This window comes from Salinimicrobium oceani (genome assembly GCF_012037645.1).
This window is the reverse complement of the sequence record NZ_JAAVJR010000001.1, coordinates 249,771-274,515: the sequence shown is the minus strand read 5'-3', so window position 1 is coordinate 274,515 and position 24,745 is coordinate 249,771. Positions and strand designations below refer to the sequence as shown.

Here is a 24,745-nt window from a genome sequence, read left to right as displayed (position 1 = left end):
GTCGTATTTAAGCACAACTCACGGAAATACTATGGGTATGTCCACTGTCTGAAGTTGAAGTAGCCGAAACTGAATTATTGGCCTTCAAGGTAGAGAATTGAGCGGCAGATATCGTGACCTGGTGCACATGACCACTTACGAGACTAAGGTCATAGGTCTTTTCAACACCTGCAGCTACATCTTCCTTGGAAATGGTAAGGCTATGCGAATGGCCTGCACTACTTGCAACTGAACTTAAAGTGCCATTTTCAAGACAATTAACTGCTGTGGGCGGCGGATTAGGATTAGGATTTGAATCTCCGTCATCAGAACCAGAACATCCCAGGATCGAAATAGCAGGAATGCCGAGAAGAATCCCTGCAGTGGTCTTTTGAATAAAAGTTTTTCTGTCCATTTTTCAGATTGTTTTTATAAGTTAAAGATCTAATTATACCGCAAAAAGAACGGAGCAATCGTCGTAACTAAGGAAAGAAAAAGATAGGGTTGGGGTAAAATCTATAACAAGATTATCATAAAGGTATGTAAAATCATTAAATTATTAAGAAATAATTTGCTTTTTTGTATGATATCCCGCTCAGATTTTTGTCTAAACGGAATTCTCCGTCATTACTTCCTGGCAACTACTGTGGCAGCAGTGGTCAATTCTGGAATTTAAATGATTAAATGATTCAGCTAAAGGAGAAGGATCTGTTTATCTCAATAATTTTCGGGTAATGAAATTATTTTTTCTAAAATACGTACTGTGTGCTGCACCCAAATTTAGAATGGTTGTAAAGAAACCAGTAAAAACAAATAAAAATTGGAAAGGAGCTGCTTTGTAAAAGGAATTAAGCAACAAGACCGTGATACTGACGAAGAGACTTGTAAAGAAAAAAGAAATCCACTCATCAGGGCGGGTTCGTAGGTTTTTCAGCACAAATCGTAAAAGAGGGTTCTTTTCTTCGTATTCGCCTTCGGGACGATATGCAGAAATATAGGAAACGAGAAATTTTGAGGCTATAATTTCTATGGCAATAAGTGCAATTAGTAGGTCCATATAGTACAAGTAGGTGATACTGAGAGGGCTAAATTAATCGAATTTTGCAGACTACCAAGCTTTTTATGGAAAAATTATGCCTTTCACCCGATAAACTTACCTTTCATCGATACCGTAAATCCGCAGAGCTAATGCTGCGCTGGGAATTCTTACAAGTACTTATACTTTATTTTGGACTTGGCAGGAGCATGGTGTAATTTTAAACTATTATTTCCTTGCGATGAAAAAGCCACTTAAGATCAGATATTATTCTCCTGGAGAAGAAAATCTGAATATCATCTCACATGCGCTTGGGCTTGTTCTAAGTATAGTGGGATCTTTTTTTCTCCTTCTCAGGGCCCTCGCTCTGAATGATTTAGGTCTATTTTTGAGCTTTCTTGCTTTTGGACTTTCTCTCGTGCTGCTGTATCTGGCTTCAACCTTATATCACAGTACTAGAGACCTTAGAAAACGATATGCTCTCGAGATCTTTGATCATATTGCCATTTTTATTCTTATTGCTGGTTCTTACACTCCATTTGCAGTAGTCACTTTAAATGGTCCTACAGGTTGGATCATTTTTGGAGTAGTTTGGGGGATAGCAATTTTAGGTACCATCATCAAGCTCTTTTTTACTGGCCGCTTTAAGATCGTTTCTACTTTACTGTACGTGGGGATGGGCTGGGTCATCATCTTTGCTATTGAACCCTTACAGGAAAATTTGTCTTCTCCTGGCTTATGGTGGTTGTTTAGTGGCGGCTTGGCTTATACGCTGGGAGCCCTGGTTTACAGCATTAGCAAGATCAAATTTAATCACGCCATTTTTCATCTTTTTGTACTTGCCGGCAGTTACTGTCATTTCATGGCGATCTATAATCATGTGGTGCCGTAGCACATCTTTTTGCTACATCACAAGAGAATTCTGTATCTTTAATGGTATGAAAAAATTCTGGTGCCTTTTATTAGTCCTTTTTCTTTTTGGTTATTCCACCTTCGCACAGCAGAATGATGCTTTTAAGGTGCTAGCTCCTGCGGTTTACAAAAAGGAAATTCAAATAGAAAAAGTTCAGCTGGTGGACGTGAGAACCCCCAATGAATTTAATGATGGACATATTAAAGGTGCCAAAAATGTCGATTTTATGGCCGATTCTTTTTTGTTACAGATGCAGGATTTCGACAAGTCCCAGCCCGTTTATCTCTATTGCCGAAGTGGGAACAGAAGTGCAAAAGCTGCAGCACTGTTACTGGATCATGGATTTCAGTCGATCATAGATCTAAAAGGTGGTTATTTAGCCTGGAAAGCATTTGAAAAGAAGTAAACAATATCCTGAGGCCGGTGAAACCTTGATCACCAGAGACTGGCTCGCTATTGACAGGACGCGAATGGCCAATGAACGTACATTTTTAGCCTATCTCAGGACCTTTATCGTCATTTTAAGTTCTGGAGTAGCCATTCTTAAAGTAGAAGCTCTGGAAGAGATGTTCGACCTGGGCGTCTTCCTTCTTGTACTTGCACCCTTCATTTTTATCATTGGCTTAGTACGGTTCCTGTATGTTCGAAAACATATCAGAAAATACCATTCCTGAATTCCTGGGTTTTGATGCGAAGAACAAGGATCTGGAGTAATTCCCCAAATTTTTGATGAATGTAGTACTTCAGCTTAAAATCAGCCTAACCTGCCTCTTTTTTTCAGTTTTCCTTTCCTCCCAAATAGTTTCATCATACTTGGTGAGGATATAAACCAGAGAAGAAAGCCGCTCAAAACGGTAATGAGGCCTAAAAGGGAAAAAAGCCGAAGTACAGTAGTATTGAAATTGTCCCTGGTTTCATAATCCATAGTGTGTGTCATCCACAGGAAATCGAACCAACGCCAGTCCCGGAACCTGACACTCCTGAAAGAGCCATCAACTGCAGAAACATAGGCTTTGAGGTGCTCGGGCTTAGAATAGGAGATCACATATGCCGGAAGACGATTCCCCCGATACTCATGATGAGCCCCGGTGACTTCGATCTTTTCCACTTGTGAGATCTTCAGGCTATCTTTCATGTACCTGCCGGCAATTTTAATAGCTTCTTCCTGAGAGATCTCATCTTTTTTCTCTCCACTTCGGGCGTGTACTAAAATTTCATCATTTACCCAGTAAAAAGGTTCTCCTGCAATGTCCCTGAGCTGCAGGGAAGTGATCTCTTTTCCCGGTGCAACTTCAGAAATACCTAAAAGATCGGAAAAGGAGGAGGGATGAACATGAGCTTTTCGAAAATGATCGCCGTGGATCTCATCAATATCGGTCCAGCTAAAGTACAGTCCGCTAATGGTCCACATCAAAAATTGCAGACCCAGGAAGATCCCGAGATAACGATGCGCCTTCCTTATCTTGGAGGCGGTTTTGCGTTTTACAAAAGGCATGTTTCTAAACTTTTAAAGTTGCAAGTATATAAATTCTGCAGCTGCTGCTGCTGTGTTTCAATAAAAATTCATCCCTATTTTTTCCTTTTTTGAAAGCTATGATCCTCAGGACCTGCGCCAGATTTTTAACTTTAATGATGTTCGAATTTTTTAATTCCTTCATTAGTAATTAATGAAAAGCTGAAAAGAATATAGCTGAAAAATCACCTTTTTGGAGGTTAAGCGCTGCAATAATTTTTGAAGTGAATTTCAATTAAGAGTCTTTGAAATTCTGCAGGAAGTACTTTCACAGCTCCTGAAGGGCTTAAAAAATCTCTTCAGAAAATCCCTTTTTTGGAAGACTATAGGCTATGCTGTCTTTTAGAATGAGCATCGCCGTTTGTACCCTGTTTCGGAATTCATAGAAGGACACGGTGCCAGAGTTGAATGGAGGATAGTTCTCAACCACATCCTGCAGGTACTGTATTTGTTCTAAGGCTTCTTTTTTTTCCCTTTTTGAAGCCGTATATAACAGGTCGTAATCCATGATCTCATTCAGCCGAATGCTAAGGCTTGCAATGATGTCATCATCTGCTTCGTCTTCATGGTTCAGCAGTATTTTCTGCCTGGGAGCAACAGGCGCAGGGATCAGATCCAGCTGTCTTGCTACCATTTTTGAAGCCTGGTGGGAAAAGACCAGGGCTTCCAGGAGGGAATTTGAGGCTAATCGATTGGATCCATGAAGTCCGGTAAATGCACATTCTCCAGATGCATACAGGTTTTTAATGGAAGTGCGAGCAAAATTATCAACTTCAATTCCGCCGCACTGGTAGTGGGCTGCCGGCACAATTGGAATACGATCTGTCGCCAGGTTAATCCCAATTTCACTGCAATAGGAAATAATGGTGGGAAACTCCTGCCCGAATTTCTCCAGGTCGAGATGGCGACAATCCAGGTACGCACATTTTTCACCAGAAGATTTTAGTTCTTTAACAATGGCTTCAGAAACTACATCGCGAGTTGCAAGTTCTCCCCGCATGTCACTCTTGTAAAGAAAACGATTGCCTTTCTGGTTCACCACATATGCTCCAAAGCCACGTACCGCTTCAGAAATAAGAAAAAGAGGATTTTTACCTTCTTCGTAAACTGCGGTGGGATGAAATTGAATGAAATTCATCTGTTTTATGCTTGCGCCTGCCCGCCATGCCATAGCAACGCCATCTCCAGTAGCTACAGCTGGATTTGTGGTATTTTTAAAGACCATCCCGCACCCGCCACTGGCCAGGAAGGTGACTTTTGAAGAAATGCTCGTTTCCTGTGCTGTTCTTTTGTTCAATGCTGTGATCCCTATACAATGCTTCCCTGTTTCTGAAAGCATAAGATCTGTTACAAAAAAATGATCATAGAACTGAATATTTTGACAGGCTTTCGCCCTCATGATAAGCTTCTGCTGAATCTCTTTTCCTGTAAGATCGCGATGATGCACAATACGTGGCCGGGAGTGGCCTCCCTCCAGTGCAAGATCATACTTCCCGTTTTTTCCAGAATCAAAGGAAGTTCCCCATTCCACCAGTTCCAGCAGCCTGTCGGGAGCCTGTGAGATCACCATTTTCACGACTTCCCTATCGTTGAGTCCGCCTCCTGCTGTAAGGGTATCCTTGACGTGAAGATCAAAACTGTCCGCTATTCTGTCAAGCACCACTGCAATGCCTCCCTGGGCATGTGCAGTATTTGAAACTTCCTTAGCTTCCTTGGTGATAATCGTTACCGCCACCTCTGGCCGTGCCTCGGCTACCTTGATGGCAAAGCTTAACCCCGCTACCCCCGAACCAATAATTAGAACATCTGTTTTCATAGCTATGATAGTTGGAGCATACGTTGAATTGGAACCAAGGCCTGCTCCATGATACCTTCTGAAAATGAGATTTCCGGAGCTTCTTTTTCCAGACAAGTGTATAGCTTCTGGAGAGTATTCAATTTCATAAAGGCACATTCACTACAAGCGCAGGTATTATCTTCTTTGGCAGGGGCAGGGATGAGGGTTTTCCATGGCACTTCCTTTTGCATTTGATGCAGTATCCCGGCTTCTGTTGCCACGATAAAAATATTGTGGTCGCTGTTTTTTACATGGTCAAGCATCCCCGAAGTAGAGCCTATGTAATTTGCCACTTTTAGAACCTGTGGCTCAGATTCGGGATGCGCAATGATCCTGGCCTTTGGGTGCTCCCTGAATAGCTGCAACAGCTTGTCAAGGGAAAAAGCTTCATGAACTATGCATGACCCGTCCCAAAGCAGCATCTGTCTTCCGGTTTTCTGAATAAGGTATTTCCCAAGATTTTTATCTGGTGCAAAAATGATCTGCTTTTCGGCAGGTATGGAATTGATGATCTTTTCGGCATTTGATGAGGTACAGACCAGGTCGCTCATTGCCTTGATCTCGGCAGAGCAATTGATATAGGTCACCACTACATGATCTGGGTACTGTGCTTTCAGTTTTTTAAATGCTTCGGGAGGGCAACTTTCGGCAAGGGAACAGCCTGCTTGCATATCGGGCAAGATTACCTTTTTTGAAGGGTTAAGGATCTTTGCTGTTTCGGCCATGAAATGCACACCAGCAAATACGATAATATCTGCAGTGCTCTCTGCTGCTTTTTTGGAGAGCTCCAGGGAATCACCAATAAAATCGGCAACCTCCTGAATAGCTGGTTCCTGGTAATAGTGCGCCAGGATAACTGCATTTTTTTCCTTTTTTAAGCTATTGATTTTCTGTTGGAGGATAGTCCTTTCTAGGGCAGGTGCAAGCATAAATATTTACTGAAAATTTAAATCTTTAAAAAAGTCTCTCCCGATATAAGTCCCGAGGTAAGATCTTTCAGGCTCGTATTTTCCACGATCTCCTTTAACTCATTTCTCACCGGCTTAAAGCGGGAATGAAAGGGGCAGGGATGTTCTTCGGAACAATTGTGCAGCCCAAGGCTACAACGCGTGTAGACCTTATCTCCATCTATGGCAATCACGATCTGGGAGATCTTTATGCTGTCCATTTCTTCCTTCCTTATTTGAAAGCCGCCGTGAGCTCCCTTTGTAGAGATGACGATCCCACTACGGGAGAGCTTTTGCAGTGTTTTTGCTGTAAAGGCTTCAGGAGAATCTATTTCCCGGGAGATATCCTTGAGACTGGCTCGTCGTCCGTTTTCTGATTCAGATGCAATAAAAATAGTAGCCCTTATCGCATATTCACAGGCTTTTGAAAACATAGTTCCTTTATTTTATCCAGGTTCAAAATTAAGGACAGGCTCGTCTCAATTATATGACCTCTGTCAGTATCTGAAGCATTTTTCAGCACTTTTAATTCTGAAATTTCCTGAAGTGCGGGAAATCCGGAACCGAAAAATTGGCGGTATTTTGAATAATCAAGATTTTGTCTGTAATTGTTCTATTCAAAATTCATAGTGGCTGATACAGATGATTTGGAAAAACCTTAAGTAGATGAAAAGTGATCAATCAGCCTTAACCGAGCCTTATGCATCTTTCTCTTAAAACGATAGCAGGTTTTCTTGGTCCCGTCATCTTTATTGGGTTTCAGGCAATAGATCATCCTCCTTCCATGACTGTCCAGGCATGGCATGTTCTGGGCATCACCTTATGGATGGCCCTGTGGTGGGTAACAGAGGCAGTGCCAATTGCAATAACTGCATTATTGCCCATTGTACTTTTTCCGCTTACTGGGGCTCTGTCTATTGGCGCTACCACAGCATCCTATGGAGATAAGTTTGTATTCCTTTACCTGGGTGGCTTCTTACTCGCCATAGCTATAGAGAAATGGAATTTGCATCGCCGTATTGCTTTGAACATTATTAATTTAATAGGTACAGATCTCAAATTGATCGTGCTGGGGTTTATGGTCGCCACTGCTTTTCTTTCCATGTGGATTTCCAATACGGCTACTTCGGTAATGATGTTACCCATTGGCGCCGCCATTATTAGTCAGTTACAGGATGACCCGGAAACAAGGAGGAATGAAAATGCCATTTTTGGAAAGGCCCTTATGCTGGGTATTGCTTACAGTGCTTCAATTGGAGGAATTGCAACCCTTATTGGAACTCCACCCAATCTCGTGCTGGCTGGAATGGTTCAAAAGCTCTATCAAATTGAGATCAGTTTTTTACAATGGCTTAAAATAGGCCTGCCTATTTCTATTTTCTTACTTGTGGTTTGTTGGAAATACCTCACCACGTTTGCGTTTGATCTTCGTAACACGGTACTTCCCGGAGGTAAAGCCGAAATTCAAAAGTTGCTGCTATCCTTAGGAAAGACCAGTAAACAGGAAAAAAGAGTGCTTGCAGTTTTTATTTTAACAGCTTTAGCGTGGATCACCCGCTCCTTTTTGCTGCAGCCTATATTACCGTTCCTGGATGATACCATTATTGCTGTTACTGCCGGAATCCTTCTCTTTCTAATACCTTCAGGAAAAAATGGCAACCGACTGCTGGTGTGGGAGGATACTGTGAAGATTCCCTGGGGAATAATTATACTTTTTGGTGGCGGAATGGCGCTCGCAAAAGGATTTGAGGAAAGCGCCCTGGCAGTGTGGATAGGAGAACAGCTCACAGCTCTTGAGCACCTGCCTTTAATTTTAATGGTGTTCATACTCGTGGCTGCAGTCAATTTCCTGACAGAAGTAACTTCCAATCTGGCGACTACAGCTATGCTACTACCAATCCTGGCTCCTATGGCCATAGCAATGAACATACATCCTTATTTCCTGCTGGTCGCGGCAACATTGGCTGCCTCTTGTGCCTTTATGCTGCCGGTTGCAACCCCGCCAAATGCCGTAGTCTTTGGATCTGGCCATCTTGAAATAAAAGATATGGTGCGTACCGGGATCTGGATGAATGTTTTTTCTATCCTGATCATAACGTTGGTGATCTATTTTTTACTCCCAGTCTTATGGGAGATCCAGGTTGATACTCTGCCGCACCAATTCTTCTGATCCCTTCTGAAATTACTTATCATGCTTTCGCAATCCTAGTGTTTACAGGGGAGATCTGGAATTTTATAATTCTGGCCTTAAAAGATCTGCTGCTTCTGAAGCAACTTCTATTGGTTCCTGGTTAAAGAACCTGCTTCGGGGACTCCGGTTTCAAATGGGTTAGAGGGATCATTACTCCATTCGAACCACCCGCCATCATAGACAGAAACATGGGGCCAGCCAAGAAGCCATGCATTGAACCAGGCTTCGCTACCTCTCCAGCCTGTACCACAGTAGAAGGCCAGGTGCTTGTTTGGTGTAATATTGTTTTGTTCCCAATTTTCAATAATCTCATGAAATTCTCGGGTCGTATGGTCTACATTCCTGTAGTTCTCCATATGATAAGCGTCACTGCCACAGTCGGCAAAAATGGCTCCCGGAATTCTCCCCTTGGCTTCGATGTAATTGTATCCACTAACCTCTCCAATATATTCGGGATAACTGCGAACACAAACCAGCTCGGCATCTTGAGCAGCGATCATTTGTTTTGCCTCCGGGACATCAACAGCAAGTTCGGGATGGGCGGGGATCTTTACCCCGAAATCTTGTACCGGCTGTTTTTTGACATCTTCAGTGCTAGTTTCAAAGCCAGCATCTTCCCAGGATTGGAAGCCGCCGTTTAATACGCGTACATCCTTTACTCCTGCATACATCATGATAAATGCATTTCTAATTGCACCTATATCTCCAGCGGCACTACCTGGAAATTCATCATCATTGTCTGGAAACATAAATTTTCCGTAAAGCACAACAGTGGTATCGGCAGTAATTCCATGTTCCTCCAACGCCTTTTTCAATTCATCGGGGCTGCGACGATTCCAGGTTTCGGGTGATTCAAGTGCATTGGTATCCATATCGATCGCACCGGGAATATGTCCAGTTAAATAAGCATCACGATTGCGGTAATGGGAATGTACTACCACAAATTTATCATTGTCATATTCTGCAGGCTTTCCTCCGTCTATAAGCTCTTTAAGCCAATGCGCCGAAACCAGTTGCCTGTATTTTGGAAGATAACTCATTGGCAACGTATCATCGCTTGTCCACTCATCCAGAAAATGGTTGTAAACTGCTATTTTTGAATAGCCAGCTTTTTCAAAACTTGCTGCCACTTTTGAAGCTTCGTCCCTGTTGTATCCATAGATGATAAGCTCTTGCGAAGCTTCGATCTTTTTATGTCGCACCACCTCTATCCAATCCATATAACCTGCCCACTTGGCAGGTAAGGATCTGGCGCCTTTTATATGTCCGCCCCTGTGTTCATTTTTGATCTTCCAGCCGTTATAAGCATCTACGGGTCGAACATCAATGACCACTGCGCCTTTACTTTGTTTTTCTATAAGTTCCTGAGTAGTTACTTCCTTAAATGTTGTCATTCGTGTCTTGAATTTAGGCTTCAAAAAGAGCTTTTTGAACAGATTTTTCCGAAGATAGCGATATTCAGTTTTTTCTGAAGCAGGCAGAAGCTTAAGAAATTCCTAAATCTTCTCTTTGATTCCAGGGCATCTTGCGAATCTTGTGAGGGAGCAGTGATTTCCGCTGAAATATTTCCGAAAAAACTAATTTTTAGAAGCATTGTTTCAGGATGCCGAAAATCTTGTAGTCTTTGCATTCAAACCTTCCGCGTGTTTAGGAAAAAGCTTAGTTTTGGGTAGATTTCAAGTATTTCAGCATGAAGAACAACAGGCATTTCGTCATTGATTTTGACAGCACTTTCACCCAGGTAGAAGCGCTCGATATTTTAGGGGAGATCTCCCTTGAAGGTCACAAGGAAAAAGAGGAGCGGCTTCAAAAACTGGTAGAACTAACCAACAGCGGAATGGCCGGAGACCTCTCCTTTAGAGAATCCCTGGAGCAGCGACTTGCCCTTCTCAATGCTGAAGAAAAACATTTGCCGCACCTGGTGAATCGACTAAAAAGCAAGGTCTCAACAAGCTTTATTCGCAACCGCGAGTTTTTTGAGGAAAATCATGAAAACATCTATATTATCTCTAACGGGTTTAAAGAATTTATAGTTCCTATTGTAAAGGAGTTCGGAATAAAGGAAGAGAATGTCTTTGCCAACACCTTTCGGCCCGATGAAAATGGCAGTCTAACCGCTTTTGACACAGAGAACGTGCTTTCCTCCAACAACGGGAAAGTGGAAATGCTTAAAAGCCTTGACCTGCAAGGCGATGTGTATGTCATTGGAGATGGGTATACAGACTATGAGATCAAAGCGGCAGGCCTGGCGAACAAATTTTATGCGTTCACAGAAAATGTGGAGCGTGGGAATGTGCTTGAAAAAGCCGACCATATTACCCCGAGCCTTGATGAATTTCTATACCTGCACAAAATGAATAAAGCTATTTCATATCCCAAAAACCGAATTAAGGTTTTGCTGCTGGAAAATGTCCATGAAGACGCCGTGAAGATCATGAAAAATGAAGGATATAATGTCTCTACCATCTCTGGTGCACTGGATGAGGAAGAACTGGCAGAAAAGGTAAAGGATGTTTCTGTCCTGGGAATACGTTCCAAGACACAGGTAACTAAAAAAGTGCTGGAAAATGCCAACAGACTTATAGCAGTTAGCGCTTTTTGTATAGGAACTAACCAGATAGACCTGGACGAATGTCTAAGAAAAGGAATTGCGGTTTTCAATGCGCCTTTCAGCAATACCAGGTCTGTGGTGGAGCTGGCCATAGGAGAGATCATTTTTCTTATGCGTGGCTTGCCAGACAGGATTGCCGAAATGCACGCCGGTACCTGGAACAAATCGGCTGCGGGAAGCAGGGAGATCCGCGGTAAGAAATTAGGGATCATTGGCTATGGAAACATAGGCGCTCAACTTTCTGTAGTTGCTGAAGCTATTGGATTTGATGTGTACTACTATGATCTCATGGAAAAACTGGCTCTTGGAAATGCAACCAAGTGTAAAAGCCTGGAAGAGCTACTCCAATTATCTGATGTGGTGACACTTCATGTAGATGGTCGTAAGGAAAATAAAGATCTGATTGGGGAGAAGGAACTGCAGCTCATGAAGGATGGAGCGGTTTTTCTTAATTTGAGCCGGGGCCATGTGGTAGATCTTAAAGCCCTGAGAGCACATTTGGAAAGCGGAAAGATTCGTGGAGCCGGAGTGGACGTTTTTCCGCAGGAGCCAAAAACGAATGCTGAGGAATTCCAGTCTGAATTAAGAGGTGTCAAAAATGTCATTTTAACGCCCCATATTGGAGGAAGTACCGAAGAAGCACAAGTGAACATAGGAAATTTCGTGCCTGGTAAGATCATCGAGTACATCAACACCGGGAGTACCACAAACAGTGTGAATTTCCCAAACCTCCAGTTGCCAATTTTGGAGAACGCACACCGCCTTATTCATATCCACCACAACCGTCCCGGGATAATAGCACATATCAACAATGTGTTGTCACAGCACGATTGCAACATCGTAGGGCAGTACCTCAAGACTAATGAGACCATAGGTTATGTGATCACCGATATTAATAAGGCATATAACGAGGAGGTGATCGAGCAAATGAAAGGCATTGAGGGCACTATAAGATTCAGAGTGCTTTACTAAATCCTCTAGACTTTTATAAGCTACTCTGGCAAAATAAATGTTAGAGGGTGTTCAATATTCCAGCTGCAGGCAAGTCGTGGCGGGAACATAAAAAGGCAGGTTTCTTTCCAAATAGAATCTCCTGAAGCGAATTCAGCATACAGGCAGGCTGTATTTCATGAGGGTTCTAAAGTTACAGGCAAGCAGGATCTCAGATCTATTCCAAAACATGATCTCGATCATATTTCAGGAGCGAGAGGTTCTTCATCTTTGAAGTTTTGCCTTTTAAAATTCTACAATATGACATATGATCTAAATCCCCACCGGTTTCACATTCCGGTGATGGGAATTGCATTTACTATTGACACGCCTATTAAAGTAGCCTCTTACGGCATCACGTCGGCCTTGTCTATCATTGAGGACAATCTCATCGAAATGATGAGGAAACACTATTATCAACAGAACGAGGAGACCTATGTACCCATTGAAAAACATGAGGACAACTACCGCGTGCGCCGCATTACAGATTATCTCAATCTTGTGAACCGTAATGTGCAGATGAGGTTTGAAAAGATAAAGGAATCGGCTTTTGAAAGAGGTTCTGAAATTGTAAAGTACTTCGAAATGCTGCCGGAGGAAAGCGGTCTCAAGCAAAAATATCATCAGTTCTTACAGGCTCAGGGTGAAGCAAAGGCAGAGCTGGAAGCTTTACTTCGGAAGCATATGCGTCCCGGCGGAATTGAAGTTAATATCATGACCAAGGTAGATAAGAACAACCTGGACAGCAAAGGCGAGATCCTACCTGATGGTTCTGATGCTTTGGGCGCATTAAAAGCTTATGCCGAAAGTGACCTGGAAAATTCAGCAGTGATCTTTTCCGCAGGGATGAATCCGCGCTTGTTCAACTACCTGGAGCATTTTAGAGATTTTGATGCCCTGGGATGGGGAATTTTCAGGAAGAAAGTAATTATAAAGGTGAGTGATTATCGCTCAGCTCTTATTCAGGGGAAATATCTTGCCAAAAAAGGTATTTGGGTGAGTGAATTCAGGATCGAATCTGGCTTGAATTGCGGCGGACATGCTTTTGCAACGCAGGGGTATTTACTTGGTCCTATCCTGGAAGAATTCCGAAGTAAAAAGGAGGAACTGGCGCAGGAACTTTATAGCTTGTACGATCCTGCCATTAGGGCGAAAGGAGCAGCAGGTTTTGATAAGCCACACCCTGTAAACATTACTGTACAGGGGGGAATTGGAACAGCCGCCGAGCAACAGTTGCTTTACGGCTATTACGGGGTTAATGGCACCGGCTGGGGAACTCCATTCCTGTTGTGTCCTGAAGCCACAACAGTTGATGAAAATACACTGGAACTCTTAAGTAAAAGCAAGGAAAAGGATGTGGTGTTGAGCAAAGCTTCTCCCTTGGGAGTGCGGTTCAATTATCTTAGAAATACTACCGCCCATCAAGAAAGGCAGGCGCGCATCGAAAAAGGAAAACCCGGAAGCCCTTGCACTGAAAAATATCTGGTCTCCAACACCGAATTCACCAAAGAACCTATTTGCACAGCTTCGAGAAAATATCAAAAACTAAAGCTGGAACAACTCAAAGATGCCGGACTTCCAGAAGAGGAATACCAGCTGCAGGTAGAGGATCTCTTGAGCAAAGAGTGTTTGTGCATTGGCCTTAGCAATGCTGCCGCTCTCAATTATAAGGTTCCTGTAGTAAAGAAGCTTGATGCTGTTACTATTTGCCCTGGTCCAAACATTGCTAACTTCAGTAAAATTGCAAGTCTGCAGGAAATGACAGACCATATTTATGGTAGGCAGGAACTTCCACAATCGGCTTCACGGCCGCACATGTTCATCAAGGAACTGGAGCTTTACGTGGATTACCTAAAGGAGGAAATCAAGAACACTTTTAATCCTAATGCAAGAGATATCAAAGGCTGGGGAGGGTTCTGCAATAATCTGCTCGAGGGAGTTTCGCATTACAGGAAACTGGCGGAACAGGAATTGATAAAGCAGAAAACAACCTTTGAAAATGCATTGTACAGGTTAGAAAGTGCGGTGCGGGATATCCAAAAGAATCTCTCAGTAGAGTAAAAAAATACTCCTCAAAAATGTCATTTTTGAGGAGTATATATATGAACTTTTAATTAGGCCTGAATCAGCTGCCAGGAGGAGGAGGTGGTGGCGGTGCAGAGCCATTCTTCTTCACTTCGAGCGGGAGACCTTTTAGTGCAGCAATCATTTCGGGAGCAGAGTTCACAACCTTCCTGATCTTTCCCGAAGGTGCTACGAGAATGTGAGTTGGATAGATCGACAGACCCAGGCTATCTTCAATAAAGGTTTTTTGACTGGGCACTACGGCATATGTGAATTCCTTTTCAGAAAGAAATTTTCGGAGTTCATCTTCAGGATCCAGGGCAAGGCTTAGGAAAACCACATCTTCCCGGTCGCTGTAGTCTTCAACCGATTGATTGAGCTGTGGCATTTCTTCGATACAAGGTTTACAGCGAATGAACCAGGTTTTAACTACCAGGGTTTTACCTTTTAGTTCTTCTTTAGTCCATGTTTTCCCATCAAGGTCGGTGAAGTTGAAACCTGGCAATTCTGTACCCTCCATCGCAAAATGTTTGTATTGTCTGTAACTGTCGGCAATGATGGTGTAACTAATATCTTCATCGGCTTCTTCGGTTAATTTGAAAAGCTGGTAATGCTCTGTGTCTTCGGGAGTGTCTTTTTCGATGGCGATATAATCGCCGGTCAAAAGAGCTTCAAAAAATGCCTTTTTTGAAAGGTTATTTCCGTCTTCAGCATGTGCAGCAAAATCTGCAGTAAGATCAATATTCGTTTTATGATAGCGCCACCATTTTGCCTGGTCTGTTTGTAATGAAGAGAACAGCAGGTCCATTTCGGTGACCCTTTCCTTGTTATTTTCCTGGCAGGAAACCATCAGAAGGAAGGTGGCAGCAAGGAGAAGCTTAGTTAAGGTTGTAAAGATTTTCAATACTTTCAGTTTAGGTAATAAAGATAAGTATTCTGGTGAAAAAAGTTTCCTCCAGCTGTCTTCAGACATTTTTTCCGCCTGGGAGCTATTGGAAAAATACCACTCTTTAGTAAGAATTGTCCTAAATTTACCGGAGCAAATACTTACTCATGCTTGAAAAAGAACTCAGAGAAGCCTATCATTTTATTTTTGAAGAGGACCTGCTGCAGGAGATCGTGAAATTTGGTGCACTTAAAGAGGTAAAGGCAGGTGACACCATAATTGATATTGGCGAGTATGTAAAGAGCATGCCATTACTTCTGGAAGGAGCAATTAAAATTCTTAGGGAAGACAAGGAAGGGGATGAACTTTTACTTTATTTCCTGGAGCGTGGCGATACCTGTGCCATGACCTTATCCTGTTGCCTGGGGCAAACAAGGAGTGAGATAAGAGCAATTGCAGAAAAAGATACCCGCCTGGTAATGATTCCCATCGAAAAAATGGAAGAATGGACCTCCAGGTTCAAGAGCTGGCGAAATTTCGTTTTTGAAAGTTATCATAACAGGCTGAGTGAGATGCTTGACACCATAGATACTATCGCGTTTCTTCACCTTGATGAACGGCTTATGCGTTATTTGCAGGACAAAGCCAAGATCAATAAGTCTGAACAGATCCAGATCACCCACCAGGAAATTGCCTATGATCTTCACACTTCCCGGGTAGTAGTTTCCCGACTGCTAAAAAAGCTGGAGATTGAGGGTAAGATCGGCTTGCAACGCAATAGCATTATTGTACATCAACTTTAAAATGTGACCTTTGTTACAGACCCGAATACTTTGAGCAGGTATTTTTGGGGCTGAATCTGAGCGTAATGGGAATAACAGAAATTTTAGGGTACTTAGGTGCATTATTAATAGGAGTAGTGCTGGGCCTCATTGGCGGTGGCGGTTCCATCCTTACAGTTCCGGTGCTTGTTTATTTACTTTCCATTAATCCTGTGACGGCCACGGCTTATTCACTTTTTGTAGTAGGAGCAACCTCACTTTTTGGATCAATCAGGAATTTTCAGAAGAAAAGGGTCGATCTTAAAACCGCGGTGGTTTTTTCAATTCCGGCTTTTATTGCCGTCTATCTTACGCGGAAATTTCTTGTCCCGGCAATTCCAGAAATCATCTTCAGCATAGGGAACTTTGATGTGACCAAAAATATAGGGATCATGCTGTTTTTCGCCTTGATCATGATCATGGCGTCGGTTTCTATGATATTAGAACCGTCTGAAAAGGAAGCGAAACCCAGAAAGGTAAAATTCAACTATCTATTCATAACGCTTGAAGGTGCTGTGGTAGGCGTGCTTACAGGAATAGTAGGAGCAGGGGGTGGTTTTCTCATCATTCCTGCACTGGTTCTTATGGCTAAACTGCCTATGAAAAGAGCTGTTGCTACTTCTCTTGTCATCATTGCGGTAAAATCTCTTATAGGATTTATTGGAGACGTACAAAACCTGGAGATCAACTGGATTTTTCTCGTTGTCTTCACTTTGATCTCAATAGCTGGAATCTTCCTGGGAATCTGGTTAAATCGTTTTATTGATGGCAGAAAACTGAAAAAAGGATTTGGCTGGTTCGTGCTGTTAATGGGACTCTATATTTTTTGGAAAGAAATTTTCTAAAAGCTTATGCGGTTGTTCCCGACTTCTGAAAATAAACTTTCAGAATCTTTTACTTTTATCTGATCTTTAAACTGAAAGAAAAAAAACTGAAATGTCCATTCCCCGAAAAGACAAAATTTACGTGCTCCTTCAGTTCCTGGTTTTCATCGGTTGGTTATTTGATGTAGAAAGCCTGAAGTTTCAGATATCTGAAAATCTTCATTCTTTGGGTTTCTTAGCAGCCGCGATAGGATTTTTGCTTATTCTGGTTGCTTTAGTTCAAATTGGGAGTAAGATCTCACCTTTTCCAAGCCCTCCTGAAAATGCCAGGCTAAAGACCACCGGCGCCTTTGCTTTTGCGAGACACCCTATTTATTCCGGCGTGCTGTTCATTGTCTTTGGAGCGGCTTTATGGCTGGGATCTGGCTTTAAACTGCTTATTAGTTTGTTGCTGTATCTAATTTTCTTTCTGAAAAGCAGGTATGAGGAGCGCAGGCTTTTAGAGAAGTTTTCTGAATATGCTGAATACAGGAATGATACCGGCAGATTTTTTCCTAAATTTAAAGGAAGAATATAACCAATGAAGATGAAGAGGTTCGGAAGAGATCCAAAAGGGCAACGCCTGCAACGGATCAAAAACTCCCCTAATTACAAAGACGGTAGCTTTCAAAACCTGGAGCAGACTTCGGTAAATCCTGGAGGTGTATCCATGTTCAGGATTCTTAAAAAGATGATCTTCAGACCATCTTCTGTAAGGCCTGCTTTAGAAATTCCGAATGCAAAGGTAGATCTGAAGAAGCTTGATAAAGACAGACCTCAACTGGTGTGGTTTGGACATTCTTCTTACCTGCTGCAAATCAATGGTTATAAGGTACTGGTAGATCCTGTCTTCAGCGGAAATGCTTCTCCTTTCAGGTTCTTCGGAAAAGCTTTTCCCGGGGCAGACCATTATAAGGCTCAGGACATGCCCGAAATTGACTTGCTTGTGATCACTCATGATCATTATGATCATTTGGACTATCCAAGTATTAAAAAACTGGCCCCTAGGGTGAAGAGAATTATCACCTCGCTGGGTGTGGGTGCACATCTGGAAACCTGGGGTGTCAAAAATGACAAAATTAATGAGCTTGACTGGTGGGAGACTTTTAAGGTTGATGATGAGATCAATTTAACTGCTACTCCTTCCCGACATTTTTCTGGACGCAGCCTCAAGCGCAATCAGACCTTATGGTCATCATTTGTATTAGATATCTTTGGATACCGCATTTTTATAGGCGGAGATTCGGGTTATGATGGAACCTTCAGGAAAGTCGGAGAAAAATTTGGCCCCTTTGATCTGGCTTTGTTGGAGTGCGGGCAGTTCGGGAAGTACTGGCCTCAAATTCACATGTTTCCGGAGCAAACTGTGCAGGCAGCCTTAGATCTAAAGGCTAAAAAAACTGTTCCTGTACATTGGGGGAAATTTGTGCTTTCCTACCATCCATGGAATGAACCTATACAGCAATTTACAAGGGCTGCGCAGCAGGCAAATTTATCTTATCTCACTCCAAAAATAGGAGCTCCTATAGACTTTTCAGTAGAACATCAACAGCAGCCCTGGTGGCTGTTCGAGAATAAAGAAAAAAATTATGAACGAGAATCAGCAATATTGGGATAAGGTCTATTCCCAGAAACAACCTACAGAAGTAAGTTGGTACGAACCCATGCCCGAAGTTTCCCTGGAGCTCATTAGAAACTGTGGTATAAGTAAAGACGCTCCGATCATAGATATTGGGGGAGGGGATAGCTTTTTGGCCGAATTTCTTGTTTCGTTAGGTTACAAGGATGTAACTGTTCTTGATATTTCTGCGACGGCCATAGAACGGGCAAAGGAGCGCATGTGTGAGAAAGCAGCCGATATCAATTGGATTGTTGCCGATGCTTCAGATTTTGTGCCAGAGAGGCAGTATGAGCTGTGGCACGATCGTGCCGCTTTTCATTTTCTTACAGGTAACGAGCAAAAGAAAAATTATATGGACAGGGTGAATAAAGCTGTAAAACCCGGAGGTTATCTTATTATGGGAACTTTTTCAGACAAAGGTCCCGAAAAATGTAGTGGGTTAGAGGTGCAGCGATATTCGGTAGGAGATATGTGCAAGCTGTTCGAAGAAGAATTCAATATGTTGAATGGCAAGAATCTGGATCATAAAACACCATCAGGAAAGACACAGAATTTTACTTTTTGCAGTTTTCAGAAGAAAAATTAAAGATATAGGATCATGAAAGAAAAATGGGATGAGCGTTATAGTGCAGAAGAATATGTATATGGTGAGGTACCAAATGAATACTTCCAGTCGAGATTTACCCAGTTCGATCCCGGGGAAATCCTGTTTGCTGCAGAGGGAGAGGGAAGAAATGCAGTGTTTGCTGCGAAGTGTGACTGGAAAGTTACAGCATTTGACCAAAGCAAGGAAGGAAAAAGAAAGGCCTTGCAGCTCGCAGAAAAGCACAATGTAGCTCTGGATTACCACGTAGGCGACCTGCCCGAGCTGGGGTTCGAAAAAGGGGATTTTGATGCCGTAGCTTTGATCTATGCTCATTTTCCACCCGAAATTCGGAGTGAATACCACAAACTCCTGATCTCTTATCTTCGTCGCGACGGACTCATTTTTTTCGAGGGTTTCAGTAAAAAACATAGAGTTTACCAGGAAAAAAATCCTGGAGTTGGAGGCCCAAAGGAGGAAGACTTGCTTTTTTCCGCAGAAGAACTTAAAAAGGATTTTGCCGATTTGAAATTCCTGGAGTTCTACGAAACAGAAGTAGACCTGAAGGAAGGAAAATTACATGACGGCCTGGGAGTAGTGATAAGATTTGTGGCCCAGAAAAAATAGAAGATCTGCAGGTAATGCAATTGCCTGTAGATCTCCATTATATCCTGGTTTACTGAAGATCTAATAGAAATTTTTTAAAATCTTTGGTGTCAAAATTCCCCATACCCAGATGAGTGAAGGCGAGGTTTCCTTTGGTGTCGATCACGTAAGTAGTGGGAAGACTATTAGAGGAGAAGGCACCTGGAATACGACCTGTCGCTTTATAGATCTCAAAATCATAGCCCTTACTCTTCCTGAAATCCTTAGCTTTTTCAAACTCACGGTCAAATGAGATCATAACAAATTCGACATGCTCTCCTTTTACTTGCTGATAAAGATTCTCTATTCCTGGCATTTCTGCAATACAGGGAGGGCACCAGGTGGCCCAGAAGTTAAGGAAGATGACCTTTCCTCGGAACTTTTCCAGATTCACGCTCTCACCTTTAGAATTCACCAATTCGAAATCCAGAATGCCAATTTTGGCAGGCGAAGACAAAGTTAGTTCAGCCTTTTCTTCGATATCGGGATTCATAAGTCCGGTGGCTAAGATCCCCCGTTGTATGAAGCCAAAGACTTCAGCATGAAGTCCGCTCACAAAAAGGCCAATGATAATAGCACCAATGACCCCATATTCTATCACGGCTTTTTTTAGTTTCTTATTCATAGTTACTGGAATTAAAGTTCAATACTTAGATAAGCTTTCTTCTGAAGTTCGAAATTGTACAGAATTCCGTTTTCTACGATCTGGACGCCTGCAGGTATCTTTGTTCTGTCTACATTAAATTTTTTCAGAGAAAATCCGCAGGCATTAATAATCACTCCGGTTTTTTTAGCTTTCTCTAAAAAGTCGGTCATGATCACATTATCCGTCAGGTCCTGTACTGCTTTTCCGCATATTATGACCTGGAAATCTCCGAAGTTCTCCCCGTCCTGGACAGCAAGTTCTTCTGCAGCGAGTAGTATTGGTTTCAACTGAGGAACGTTTCGGGTGAGGACTACATAATTGATATGATCTTCATGTTTTTCCTGTGCCTGCACAAAATTTGTTAACAGGCTAAGGAGGATTACGATACTTGCTAAAATTATTTTTTTCATTTGTTGTTGCTTTTGGTATTATTGAAGTCGTTGATAATAAAAAAGATAAGTCCGCCGAGGATGGCGATGTTCTTAAAAAGCGGGCCGAGAGTGGTGATCTGGCCAACTTGAATAGTAAGTGTTATTGGGATCAACACAGCTGCGAGAATGCCAGCAGCCCAGCGGGTTTTAAAACCTGATAGCAGTGCCATGCCTGCAATAAACATCACGATTCCCGATGCTATTACCATGGTTTTAGGTTCTCCAAATACATAGGCAATGGCTTTATACTTCGCCTGATCTATACGTTGCACCGTTTTCTCCACTTTTAAAAGATGGCTGAAACTGGCTACAAGAAATATCCCACTTAACATCATTCGGAATACTTGAACCGAATGACGCTTCACTAAAATGTGCGGCATTGATAATTATATTAGGTTTATCGAATTGGCTGTAATAAGACTGGTGCGTCTACAATTTGTCAGCCCTTTGGATCTTGAGGAAAGATCATGCTTTGGGAGGGGGATAGTACTTCTTATGAGGTATTGAGAATATACCTGGAGAATTATAAGTATATTTTTTATAGTTCTCTCCTGCAAGAACGTTTGAAGGAACCCCTAACTGAATATTATAGGCTGAATGGCACAGGAAGTCGATCTCCAGGAAGGAAGTGTAATTTTCTGAAGTATATTCCTCAGGAGATGATATTTGCATTTGCTTTTTAGGACACCAATTATTTACCAGCGTTATTTCTGAGGCTTCAAATATCAAAGCCGGAAATTTAGCATCAAAAATGGCCAATTTTCCGACGAAAATAAGAACAAGGAGCATCGCTAAATAACTTTTGTGATCCATATGTAGCAAACTTAAAACTTACTACAAACAGTCTTTGTGACAAATGTTACATAGGAAAGCCTAACATTTTGGGAAGAGCAGGTTTTTAGGTAAATTTGAGGACTAAACCAGTATTTGAAACACCAAAAACCAATATTATGAAAGCTAAAATTGTAAACACCTTATTATTTTCTACTATTCTTCTTTTTTTCGCATGTGGCGAAGGTACAGACGTTGTAGAATCGGGAACTTATGAAGGTACGATCAAAGAAGTAGAGCCATCTAAGACTGAGATCTACGTTGAAACAGATGACGACAAAACTCTGGAACTTTATTTTAATGATAGTACTGAACTTACCCGCAATGGCACTACTGTAGACTTTTCTGAACTTCAGGAAGGCATGCGAGTGGAAGTCGAGGTAGAAAAGCAGGGGAAAAGATTGAATCCTCTTGCCGTTAGGTTGCTTGAGTAATGATAGAAGAAATACCTGAATTTTGGCGGACAGAGGTTTTTCATCCTCTGTCTGTTCATTTTCCCATTGCTTTACTGCTTGCAGCTGTGGTGTTCAAAATTATCGCCCTTAAGTATTCCAGAGAAATGTGGGAGCGTGGGGGCAGTGTTTTGTTGATTGCCGGGGTTGTAAGTCTATGGCTGGCGGTTTTTACCGGAGATCTTGCCGATGGTATAGTTTCTCGTAAGATATGCGATCCTACCATACTAAAGGAACATGAAAATCTTGCCTGGACTACCGCGTGGCTTTTTTCTGCCGGGCTTGGTGTAGATCTGCTAAGGCAGCTAAAATATCCCATTTTTAAGAACATGCTTTTCCGGCTGGTCATGATCCTCCTTCTATTGATTGGTGCCGGTACTTTAACTTATACAGGGCACCTTGGTGCAACGCTCGTTTATCAACAGGCTGCAGGAGTCTATACGCCTTCTGGAAATTGTGCTGAATTTGAGTAGCATTCTCCCATCTCTGTAACCCATGTTACTGACTGAGCTTCCAAAAAAGGCTAAATTTGCTATAGTTTTAGTTATACAATATATCCATTATGAAAATACATCAATTTAAAGATAGTCCTCTTGCTCATTATTCTTATGCTGTAGTAAGTGACGGAAAAATGGCGTTGATCGATCCCAGTAGAAATCCTTTGCCGTACTACGAATACGCTGAGGAAAATAATGCGCAGATCGTTGCTGTTTTTGAAACTCACCCGCATGCCGATTTTGTGAGTGGACATTGCCAGATCCATGAACAAACAGGTGCAACTATTTACGTAAGTAAATTATTGGGTGCAGATTATGAACATAAAGCTTTTGATGAAGGAGATGATATACAAGTTGGGAAGGTAAATTTCAGAGCAATTAATACTCCCGGACACTCGCCAGATAGTATTACTGTTGTAGCTGAAGATGAGGAACAGACCGTTCTTTTCACGGGAGATACCTTATTTATTGGAGATGTAGGCCGTCCCGACCTTAGAGAGAAGGTGGGGAATATGACCGCAAAGCGCGTAGAACTTGCGAAATCCATGTATCATACCATGCAAAATAAGTACAATGATTTGCCCGATGATGCGCTTGTATATCCTGCCCATGGCGCAGGTTCCCTTTGTGGTAAGAACATGAGCAGTGATTCTTCAAGTACTTTGGGAAATGAGCGCCAGTATAACTGGGCCTTTCAGGAACAATCTGAAGAAGAGTTTGTAAAAACAATTCTGCAGGACCAGCCATTCATTCCGCATTACTTTGGTTTTAATGTAGATGTCAACAAAGCCGGGGCAGCTAATGTTCAGCAGACAAAGGCTTCAGTAAAACTTCAGCTCCTGGCAGAACAAGTGGAGGAGGGAATTTCTGTAGTAGATGTGAGGGATGAAAAAGAATACAAAGAAAATCACCTGCCCAATAGTATCAATATTATGGCCAGAAGCGAAAATGATAAGTTCGAAACCTGGCTGGGGGCGATCATAAAACCTGAGGAGCCTTTTTACCTGGTTGTGAATAGCGTCAAACAAGTAGGAGAAATCCTGGAAAGAACTGCAAAAATAGGTTATGAAGCGCAGGTAAGAGGTATAATTACCCTGTCTGCATCGGTTATGAAAGGATCTGATGAATTGGATCTTGAGAATTTCGAGAATAAAAAAGAAGATTACACGATCGTTGATATTAGAAATGATAGTGAAGTGGCGCAGGGAAAGATCTTTGATGATGCCTTGACCATTCCGCTGAATCAGCTGCGGGAACGCTCTGGTGAAATTCCGAATGACAAACCCATAGTTGTGCATTGTGCCGGCGGATATCGTTCTTCGGCTGGAAGCAGCATCCTGGAAAACCATTTTAGAAACTCTAAGGTTTTTGACCTTAGCGATAATATCAAGAAATTCAGTTAATTCTGAAGAATGAGGTTCTATTCAAAGATCCCAAAACGCCTGAAGTATTATTACCTTCGAGAGCTGGTACAGTACAAATGGGCCTTGCAGAAGGGGGAACTGATTCATGCATGGTACCACCTCGAACGTGCACATATTATTGGGCAGGCATATCCCCTGGAGCATTCGCACGCACATTGGCTCATGTTGAAATTTGGAGTCGCGATCAAGGATCTGCGTGAGGTGCTGGGACAAATCCCCAGGTTACTTGTAGGGGGAGTAAAATCTTTTGTAGGCAAAATACCAACGGGTAATACAGGAGGAGCAAATGTTCCCCCTTTAAGATCAATGCAAGTACCCAAGGATATCGAGGCGCTCTTTAGAATGTAAGGGATCCAAAAATGTCAAAAAACCACCTTTTTCAGGTGGTTTTTTTATGCCTCATACTTGCAAAATTCGGAAAAAAAGGGAAAAATATTTTTTTATATTTACCAGAAGCGTCAAAAAACGGCAGATATGAAAGAAAAATATAAAGTTCTGGTGGATGGGGAAATGGAATTTGAATTTACAGAGGAACAAATCGACAACCTGGATCTGGAGAACACTGCAGGAGGATCTGCTCATGTCTTGAAGAACCATCTCTCGTTCAAGACTCAGCTTGTGCTGTCAGATTTTTTAAACAAGTCCTATACGGTCAAGGTAAATTCCAGGGACTTTGAGATCAAAATTTCGAATGAATTAGATCTGTTGATCGAAGAAATGGGATTAAGTCTGGCTGCAGCGCAGGTGATCAATGACATCAAAGCTCCTATGCCTGGCCTTATTCTCGACGTACTTGTCAAAGAAGGAGATGAGGTAAAGGCCGGAGATTACCTCCTGGTACTCGAAGCCATGAAAATGGAAAATACTTTAACTGCACCCCGAGATGGGATAGTAAAATCAGTTAGTGTTCAAAAAAGCCAGACGGTAGATAAAAACCAGTTGCTCATTGAAATGGAATAAGCAG

Annotated in this window: 28 protein-coding genes; 17 read left to right on the top strand and 11 right to left on the bottom strand. The window is 42.2% G+C overall.

Annotated features, from left to right (window positions below; all coding sequences use genetic code 11):
* Positions 1-7: 7 nt before the first annotated feature.
* A complete protein-coding gene (locus HC175_RS01250) occupies positions 8-394 on the bottom strand; it encodes a hypothetical protein (protein ID WP_168136701.1) in 387 nt (128 codons plus the stop codon).
* An 862-nt stretch (positions 395-1,256) separates the two neighbouring features.
* Here HC175_RS01250 and trhA point away from each other — a divergent pair.
* Genes trhA through HC175_RS01235 form a run of 3 tightly spaced genes read left to right on the top strand, consistent with a single transcriptional unit; the run spans position 1,257 to position 2,602 of the window.
* Positions 1,257-1,907 (top strand): PAQR family membrane homeostasis protein TrhA, encoded by a 651-nt coding sequence (gene trhA, locus HC175_RS01245; protein ID WP_168136700.1) that lies wholly within the window; start codon positions 1,257-1,259, stop codon positions 1,905-1,907.
* Between the two features lie 46 nt (positions 1,908-1,953).
* Positions 1,954-2,334: a rhodanese-like domain-containing protein gene (locus HC175_RS01240; RefSeq protein WP_168136699.1), complete on the top strand. Its 381-nt coding sequence runs from the start codon at positions 1,954-1,956 to the stop codon at positions 2,332-2,334.
* Positions 2,321-2,602 (top strand): DUF202 domain-containing protein, encoded by a 282-nt coding sequence (locus HC175_RS01235; RefSeq protein WP_235942491.1) that lies wholly within the window; start codon positions 2,321-2,323, stop codon positions 2,600-2,602. The genes HC175_RS01240 and HC175_RS01235 overlap by 14 nt, the downstream gene beginning before the upstream one ends.
* 80 nt (positions 2,603-2,682) lie before the next feature.
* Here the strand turns inward: HC175_RS01235 and HC175_RS01230 are convergent, their stop codons facing one another.
* The 4 genes from HC175_RS01230 to HC175_RS01215 form a co-directional block, all read right to left on the bottom strand.
* Positions 2,683-3,423 carry a PepSY domain-containing protein gene (locus HC175_RS01230; RefSeq protein WP_168136698.1) on the bottom strand — a complete coding sequence of 247 codons (741 nt, stop codon included), beginning with the start codon at positions 3,421-3,423 and terminating at the stop codon, positions 2,683-2,685.
* Between the two features lie 304 nt (positions 3,424-3,727).
* The gene (gene nadB / locus HC175_RS01225; protein ID WP_168136697.1) at positions 3,728-5,257 is read right to left on the bottom strand and encodes an L-aspartate oxidase; all 1,530 of its coding nucleotides are present in this window, start codon (positions 5,255-5,257) and stop codon (positions 3,728-3,730) included.
* 2 nt (positions 5,258-5,259) lie between these two features.
* Positions 5,260-6,207, bottom strand: coding sequence for a quinolinate synthase NadA (gene nadA / locus HC175_RS01220; protein ID WP_168136696.1), 948 nt, complete (start codon positions 6,205-6,207; stop codon positions 5,260-5,262).
* 17 nt (positions 6,208-6,224) lie between these two features.
* Positions 6,225-6,659 carry an RrF2 family transcriptional regulator gene (locus HC175_RS01215; protein WP_168136695.1) on the bottom strand — a complete coding sequence of 145 codons (435 nt, stop codon included), beginning with the start codon at positions 6,657-6,659 and terminating at the stop codon, positions 6,225-6,227.
* 266 nt (positions 6,660-6,925) lie between these two features.
* On the opposite strand from HC175_RS01215, the gene HC175_RS01210 reads away from it, so the two are divergent.
* Positions 6,926-8,395, top strand: a complete 1,470-nt coding sequence (locus HC175_RS01210) for an SLC13 family permease (RefSeq protein ID WP_168136694.1) — start codon at positions 6,926-6,928, stop codon at positions 8,393-8,395.
* A gap of 107 nt (positions 8,396-8,502) precedes the next feature.
* Here the strand turns inward: HC175_RS01210 and HC175_RS01205 are convergent, their stop codons facing one another.
* On the bottom strand, positions 8,503-9,810 hold the full coding sequence (locus HC175_RS01205) for a rhodanese-like domain-containing protein (RefSeq protein WP_168136693.1): 1,308 nt from the start codon (positions 9,808-9,810) through the stop codon (positions 8,503-8,505).
* 296 nt (positions 9,811-10,106) lie between these two features.
* Here HC175_RS01205 and serA point away from each other — a divergent pair, with 296 nt between their 5' ends.
* A complete protein-coding gene (gene serA / locus HC175_RS01200; protein WP_168136692.1) occupies positions 10,107-11,999 on the top strand; it encodes a phosphoglycerate dehydrogenase in 1,893 nt (630 codons plus the stop codon).
* Between the two features lie 279 nt (positions 12,000-12,278).
* Entirely contained in the window at positions 12,279-14,078 is a 1,800-nt protein-coding gene (locus HC175_RS01195) for a nitronate monooxygenase family protein (protein ID WP_168136691.1), read from the top strand.
* A 64-nt stretch (positions 14,079-14,142) separates the two neighbouring features.
* On the opposite strand, the gene HC175_RS01190 is transcribed toward HC175_RS01195, so the two are convergent.
* A complete protein-coding gene (locus HC175_RS01190) occupies positions 14,143-14,985 on the bottom strand; it encodes a TlpA family protein disulfide reductase (protein WP_168136690.1) in 843 nt (280 codons plus the stop codon).
* A gap of 149 nt (positions 14,986-15,134) precedes the next feature.
* Between HC175_RS01190 and HC175_RS01185 the strand changes: the two genes are divergently transcribed.
* The 6 genes from HC175_RS01185 to HC175_RS01160 all read left to right on the top strand — a co-directional run bounded on the left by HC175_RS01185 (position 15,135) and on the right by HC175_RS01160 (position 19,482).
* Positions 15,135-15,770, top strand: coding sequence for a Crp/Fnr family transcriptional regulator (locus tag HC175_RS01185; RefSeq protein WP_168136689.1), 636 nt, complete (start codon positions 15,135-15,137; stop codon positions 15,768-15,770).
* Between the two features lie 65 nt (positions 15,771-15,835).
* A complete protein-coding gene (locus HC175_RS01180) occupies positions 15,836-16,633 on the top strand; it encodes a sulfite exporter TauE/SafE family protein (RefSeq protein WP_168136688.1) in 798 nt (265 codons plus the stop codon).
* Between the two features lie 91 nt (positions 16,634-16,724).
* On the top strand, positions 16,725-17,189 hold the full coding sequence (locus HC175_RS01175) for a methyltransferase family protein (protein WP_168136687.1): 465 nt from the start codon (positions 16,725-16,727) through the stop codon (positions 17,187-17,189).
* A 3-nt stretch (positions 17,190-17,192) separates the two neighbouring features.
* Positions 17,193-18,269, top strand: a complete 1,077-nt coding sequence (locus HC175_RS01170; protein ID WP_235942490.1) for an MBL fold metallo-hydrolase — start codon at positions 17,193-17,195, stop codon at positions 18,267-18,269.
* Complete coding sequence (locus tag HC175_RS01165; protein WP_168136686.1) at positions 18,241-18,858, top strand: class I SAM-dependent methyltransferase; 618 nt, start codon at positions 18,241-18,243, stop codon at positions 18,856-18,858. The genes HC175_RS01170 and HC175_RS01165 overlap by 29 nt, the downstream gene beginning before the upstream one ends.
* Positions 18,859-18,870: 12 nt before the next feature.
* Positions 18,871-19,482, top strand: coding sequence for a class I SAM-dependent methyltransferase (locus HC175_RS01160; protein ID WP_168136685.1), 612 nt, complete (start codon positions 18,871-18,873; stop codon positions 19,480-19,482).
* A gap of 49 nt (positions 19,483-19,531) precedes the next feature.
* Here HC175_RS01160 and HC175_RS01155 read toward each other — a convergent pair whose 3' ends face one another.
* The 4 genes from HC175_RS01155 to HC175_RS01140 form a co-directional block, all read right to left on the bottom strand.
* Complete coding sequence (locus HC175_RS01155; protein WP_168136684.1) at positions 19,532-20,125, bottom strand: TlpA family protein disulfide reductase; 594 nt, start codon at positions 20,123-20,125, stop codon at positions 19,532-19,534.
* Positions 20,126-20,136: 11 nt separating this feature from the next.
* The gene (locus HC175_RS01150) at positions 20,137-20,556 is read right to left on the bottom strand and encodes a sulfur reduction protein DsrE (protein ID WP_168136683.1); all 420 of its coding nucleotides are present in this window, start codon (positions 20,554-20,556) and stop codon (positions 20,137-20,139) included.
* The gene (locus HC175_RS01145) at positions 20,553-20,957 is read right to left on the bottom strand and encodes a DoxX family protein (protein ID WP_235942489.1); all 405 of its coding nucleotides are present in this window, start codon (positions 20,955-20,957) and stop codon (positions 20,553-20,555) included. The genes HC175_RS01150 and HC175_RS01145 overlap by 4 nt, the downstream gene beginning before the upstream one ends.
* An 85-nt stretch (positions 20,958-21,042) precedes the next feature.
* Positions 21,043-21,390 (bottom strand): hypothetical protein, encoded by a 348-nt coding sequence (locus tag HC175_RS01140; RefSeq protein WP_168136682.1) that lies wholly within the window; start codon positions 21,388-21,390, stop codon positions 21,043-21,045.
* Between the two features lie 137 nt (positions 21,391-21,527).
* Here HC175_RS01140 and HC175_RS01135 point away from each other — a divergent pair, with 137 nt between their 5' ends.
* From HC175_RS01135 to HC175_RS01115, 5 genes are all read left to right on the top strand, one after another.
* A complete protein-coding gene (locus tag HC175_RS01135) occupies positions 21,528-21,842 on the top strand; it encodes a hypothetical protein (protein WP_168136681.1) in 315 nt (104 codons plus the stop codon).
* On the top strand, positions 21,842-22,333 hold the full coding sequence (locus tag HC175_RS01130) for a DUF2231 domain-containing protein (protein ID WP_209309892.1): 492 nt from the start codon (positions 21,842-21,844) through the stop codon (positions 22,331-22,333). The genes HC175_RS01135 and HC175_RS01130 overlap by 1 nt, the downstream gene beginning before the upstream one ends.
* 89 nt (positions 22,334-22,422) lie before the next feature.
* On the top strand, positions 22,423-23,760 hold the full coding sequence (locus HC175_RS01125; protein ID WP_168136680.1) for an MBL fold metallo-hydrolase: 1,338 nt from the start codon (positions 22,423-22,425) through the stop codon (positions 23,758-23,760).
* A gap of 9 nt (positions 23,761-23,769) precedes the next feature.
* On the top strand, positions 23,770-24,129 hold the full coding sequence (locus tag HC175_RS01120) for a DUF3703 domain-containing protein (RefSeq protein WP_168136679.1): 360 nt from the start codon (positions 23,770-23,772) through the stop codon (positions 24,127-24,129).
* Positions 24,130-24,255: 126 nt separating this feature from the next.
* Entirely contained in the window at positions 24,256-24,741 is a 486-nt protein-coding gene (locus HC175_RS01115; protein ID WP_168136678.1) for a biotin/lipoyl-containing protein, read from the top strand.
* Positions 24,742-24,745 lie beyond the last annotated feature (4 nt).

Coding starts and splice junctions, on each gene's coding strand:
- HC175_RS01250 (WP_168136701.1), bottom strand. CDS start 394: ATGGACAGAAAAACTTTTATTCAAAAGACCACTGCAGGGATTCTTCTC.
- trhA (WP_168136700.1), top strand. CDS start 1,257: ATGAAAAAGCCACTTAAGATCAGATATTATTCTCCTGGAGAAGAAAAT.
- HC175_RS01240 (WP_168136699.1), top strand. CDS start 1,954: ATGAAAAAATTCTGGTGCCTTTTATTAGTCCTTTTTCTTTTTGGTTAT.
- HC175_RS01230 (WP_168136698.1), bottom strand. CDS start 3,423: ATGCCTTTTGTAAAACGCAAAACCGCCTCCAAGATAAGGAAGGCGCAT.
- nadB (WP_168136697.1), bottom strand. CDS start 5,257: ATGAAAACAGATGTTCTAATTATTGGTTCGGGGGTAGCGGGGTTAAGC.
- nadA (WP_168136696.1), bottom strand. CDS start 6,207: ATGCTTGCACCTGCCCTAGAAAGGACTATCCTCCAACAGAAAATCAAT.
- HC175_RS01215 (WP_168136695.1), bottom strand. CDS start 6,659: ATGTTTTCAAAAGCCTGTGAATATGCGATAAGGGCTACTATTTTTATT.
- HC175_RS01210 (WP_168136694.1), top strand. CDS start 6,926: ATGCATCTTTCTCTTAAAACGATAGCAGGTTTTCTTGGTCCCGTCATC.
- HC175_RS01205 (WP_168136693.1), bottom strand. CDS start 9,810: ATGACAACATTTAAGGAAGTAACTACTCAGGAACTTATAGAAAAACAA.
- serA (WP_168136692.1), top strand. CDS start 10,107: ATGAAGAACAACAGGCATTTCGTCATTGATTTTGACAGCACTTTCACC.
- HC175_RS01195 (WP_168136691.1), top strand. CDS start 12,279: ATGACATATGATCTAAATCCCCACCGGTTTCACATTCCGGTGATGGGA.
- HC175_RS01185 (WP_168136689.1), top strand. CDS start 15,135: ATGCTTGAAAAAGAACTCAGAGAAGCCTATCATTTTATTTTTGAAGAG.
- HC175_RS01180 (WP_168136688.1), top strand. CDS start 15,836: ATGGGAATAACAGAAATTTTAGGGTACTTAGGTGCATTATTAATAGGA.
- HC175_RS01175 (WP_168136687.1), top strand. CDS start 16,725: ATGTCCATTCCCCGAAAAGACAAAATTTACGTGCTCCTTCAGTTCCTG.
- HC175_RS01170 (WP_235942490.1), top strand. CDS start 17,193: ATGAAGATGAAGAGGTTCGGAAGAGATCCAAAAGGGCAACGCCTGCAA.
- HC175_RS01165 (WP_168136686.1), top strand. CDS start 18,241: ATGAACGAGAATCAGCAATATTGGGATAAGGTCTATTCCCAGAAACAA.
- HC175_RS01160 (WP_168136685.1), top strand. CDS start 18,871: ATGAAAGAAAAATGGGATGAGCGTTATAGTGCAGAAGAATATGTATAT.
- HC175_RS01155 (WP_168136684.1), bottom strand. CDS start 20,125: ATGAATAAGAAACTAAAAAAAGCCGTGATAGAATATGGGGTCATTGGT.
- HC175_RS01150 (WP_168136683.1), bottom strand. CDS start 20,556: ATGAAAAAAATAATTTTAGCAAGTATCGTAATCCTCCTTAGCCTGTTA.
- HC175_RS01145 (WP_235942489.1), bottom strand. CDS start 20,957: ATGCCGCACATTTTAGTGAAGCGTCATTCGGTTCAAGTATTCCGAATG.
- HC175_RS01140 (WP_168136682.1), bottom strand. CDS start 21,390: ATGGATCACAAAAGTTATTTAGCGATGCTCCTTGTTCTTATTTTCGTC.
- HC175_RS01135 (WP_168136681.1), top strand. CDS start 21,528: ATGAAAGCTAAAATTGTAAACACCTTATTATTTTCTACTATTCTTCTT.
- HC175_RS01130 (WP_209309892.1), top strand. CDS start 21,842: ATGATAGAAGAAATACCTGAATTTTGGCGGACAGAGGTTTTTCATCCT.
- HC175_RS01125 (WP_168136680.1), top strand. CDS start 22,423: ATGAAAATACATCAATTTAAAGATAGTCCTCTTGCTCATTATTCTTAT.
- HC175_RS01120 (WP_168136679.1), top strand. CDS start 23,770: ATGAGGTTCTATTCAAAGATCCCAAAACGCCTGAAGTATTATTACCTT.
- HC175_RS01115 (WP_168136678.1), top strand. CDS start 24,256: ATGAAAGAAAAATATAAAGTTCTGGTGGATGGGGAAATGGAATTTGAA.